This window comes from Marinibactrum halimedae (assembly GCF_021234875.1).
In the GTDB taxonomy this organism is placed as follows: Bacteria; Pseudomonadota; Gammaproteobacteria; order Pseudomonadales; family Cellvibrionaceae; genus Marinibactrum; species Marinibactrum halimedae.
On record NZ_JAJQVM010000075.1, the window covers coordinates 1 to 3,007 of the forward strand.

The following is a 3,007-nucleotide window of genomic DNA, read 5'->3' on the forward strand; positions in this document are numbered from 1 at the left end:
ATTCTTTGTATCTCTGGGGTCGGTCACATGGAGGGTAATTTTGGATAAATTCACAGCTAATCACATTTTAGGGTATCAAGATGCTGAAAATTTAGTGCATTTGGTTATTTATTACTAGGGAGCCCTGTTCTCTTAACTCTTTTTCAAGGAGTTTTATTTTCCATCATAGGCTATATCGTATGGATGACACTTGACTCGTTAGAGCAACCTGCTCCCTTTCCCCCCTCTGCCTTGATTTTTTCAATGCTATTCTTTGCGCTCGGCAGTGTTTACGTACATTATTTAATAACACTCATCTCAGAAAAATGCGGTCAGTCTTACATCACTGAGTTTATAACATCGTTTAATCACAATACATTCGATCTGTCATTAAAAAACATGAGCAATACGCCCACAGGCTCAATGGCGTTTCAATTTGTGAATGATTTAAGTGAGATGAAAAAGTGGGTTTCACATGGCATTCCTTATTTAATCTACAGTACAACCACAATAGTACTGTGTATGTTTGCTTTATGGCTCTTGCACCCGCTATTGGCTTTAGCCGCCGCAGTGCCTATGGGAATAACACTTTCAAGCATAATCCTTGTTGGAGCCTACCCACGTGAATACAATTCTAACAACACAATCGTAGCCCAATTTAAAGGCGTATCATTCTTAAACGTTATCTCTAACATTGGCACATCAGCAACGGGAATACTCATTATCCTAGTGTGTTTCTACACACAACTGTCCCCCACCCCCATCACTATTGCATTAATGATTGCCACATTTTTTGGCATGATTTTAAAACTATTTAGACAAGCCTGCCACAGCCGTAATTCAAGTCTTACTGCTATAAACAAATGCCTAGAAGCCTACGAGAAGGCTGTCCCTATAACGCTTCAGCAACAAATAAAACCGAATAATACCCGTTCAAAACCGATCATTGATGAAACCAGCAACAGACAATCACCGATACATGCTCTTGTTGAGGAGATTCCTTCATTTAAGGAACGATCTAACGATGGTAGCTACCATACCAGCAAAGACCAACAAGTCTCTATCATTGGCATTGAAATAAAATAATAAAGAGATTAGTCAACCACAGTAATATTGATTAAAAAACAGAGACAAGCTATGGGGTATATTGTGTTCTTTTGAAAACTTCTCCAGCAAACACACCATGAGCTTGTTTTATACTCAGTACAATAATCGCCCATGACAACCCCTTTTCCTTAGCGATCAAATAGTCACCGGTTTAATTGATCAACTGTCTATATCGACGAAAGTCTAACTGAGGAAAAACATTATCGGCTCGTCGTATTAGTATTAGATATGTTATCGTTATTCACAGTAGCAGAGTTTTTACGAATGACCAGACGTAATACAAGGTAATTTGTACCCTGTACTTAAGAGTATCCAATAGAAAACACCAAGTTGGAAATATCACTCTGGTATTTCTGAAAAAACCTACTATTAGGGAGTAGGGAGGGAATTTAATTCAAACCGTCATCAATTCTATTAATGGAAAAGGTGAACTTTCATTCAACATCAACCGTTCTGAAACCAACAGCTCTGAGATGAACCCAGAAAACAAAGAAACGCTTTTAGAACCTTTTGCTTTAGAACTTTTTTCAACCAAATAAACCATTTGATTATTACGGAAAACGATCCAGCCTGGAATTTTCCATTATCAAAGCCATCATTGAAGCCTACTCCACACTTTCTAGGGCAAAATAAAAGTACGTTGTATGAATATCTTATTAGTTGAAGACGAACCCCGTGTTGCCGATTTTGTCTCAAGAGGACTGAAAGGAGAAGGCTTTTCCGTAACCATCGTACCCGATGGAGAAACAGCATTAGAATTTTTAAAGCAAACAACGTTCGATATTGTGCTGCTTGATGTTATACTGCCTGGGATCTGCGGGAAAGATGTTTGCCGGAATATGAGAGCCAAAAAAGATTACACTCCTGTGATGATGCTTACCGCGCTCAACGAAGTCCATGACCGAGTTGCAGGACTCAATATAGGCGCAGATGATTACCTCTCGAAACCCTTCGACTTTGAAGAACTTATTGCTCGAATACACGCCTTGATACGTCGCAGCCGCTACACCCAAGACAGCAGCGACTATACCAATATTCAGACCTGCGGAAGAATTGTATTTGATCGACAATCTTTTATTGTTACCGTCGATGGCACCGCTGTTGAACTGTCAGATAAAGAACGTGAAATCCTCTCCATGTTCATGATCAATGAGGGGAAGGTGCTTGCTCGTGAACGTATTTTAAATTCTGTATGGGGTGCCAACAGTGATCCACTGACCAATGTTATTGACGTTTATGTTGGTCGATTACGTAAAAAACTCAAGCTATCCAAACAAGAATTAAAAAATATACGCGGAGTGGGATATCGCTTCTCTTCCCCTGAACCAACTGCCCAAAATTGCACCTCACAAGCAATAGACTTAATACCGTCGGATTGCACATCCCCTGACTATGATGCCCCAAAACAAGATGAACCAAAAAACGCACAACCCACATCAGAAGAACTGAGAAACAAAATATTAAACGAGTAAACTATTTTAAGGAGAAATCTCGCCTGAAATACAAAAAGAGCTACTCGAAGACATCAGCGACGCGTTCACCCGAAATAGCAAGACACGAAAGAAATACCGGGATTCATTAAGCTTTATATCTTTAGGGCACCTCTAAAAATAGCCCAACTTTGATATAATCTCACTGTTCAAAAATTTCAAGAGTTTCCTTCTATGTCTCAGCCCGGCTTTTTTGATTTAGATGACAGGTATCGCAAGTTAGATGAAAAAGATCCATTAGTTCATCTCAACAAACTGATATTTTGGGAAGCCTTTCGTCCGACCTTAAAGGAAATACGAAAGTCAAACCGAAAAAGCAATGCGGGTCGTAAAGCCTATGACGAGCTACTGATGTTCAAAGTACTCGTACTTCAGCACTTATACAATGTATCCGATGATCAGATAGAGTACCAAATACGGGACCGCTATTC

3 protein-coding genes are annotated in these 3,007 nt (G+C 39.6%); all 3 read left to right on the forward strand.

What is annotated here, in order from left to right:
- Positions 1 to 183 precede the first annotated feature (183 nt).
- A complete protein-coding gene (locus LU351_RS20135; protein WP_232595881.1) occupies positions 184 to 1,065 on the forward strand; it encodes a hypothetical protein in 882 nt (293 codons plus the stop codon).
- A gap of 665 nt (positions 1,066 to 1,730) precedes the next feature.
- Positions 1,731 to 2,558 carry a response regulator transcription factor gene (locus tag LU351_RS20140; protein ID WP_232595882.1) on the forward strand — a complete coding sequence of 276 codons (828 nt, stop codon included), beginning with the start codon at positions 1,731 to 1,733 and terminating at the stop codon, positions 2,556 to 2,558.
- Positions 2,559 to 2,750: 192 nt separating this feature from the next.
- Positions 2,751 to 3,007: transposase (locus tag LU351_RS20145; RefSeq protein WP_232593637.1), on the forward strand; the 257-nt coding region annotated here is incomplete at its 3' end.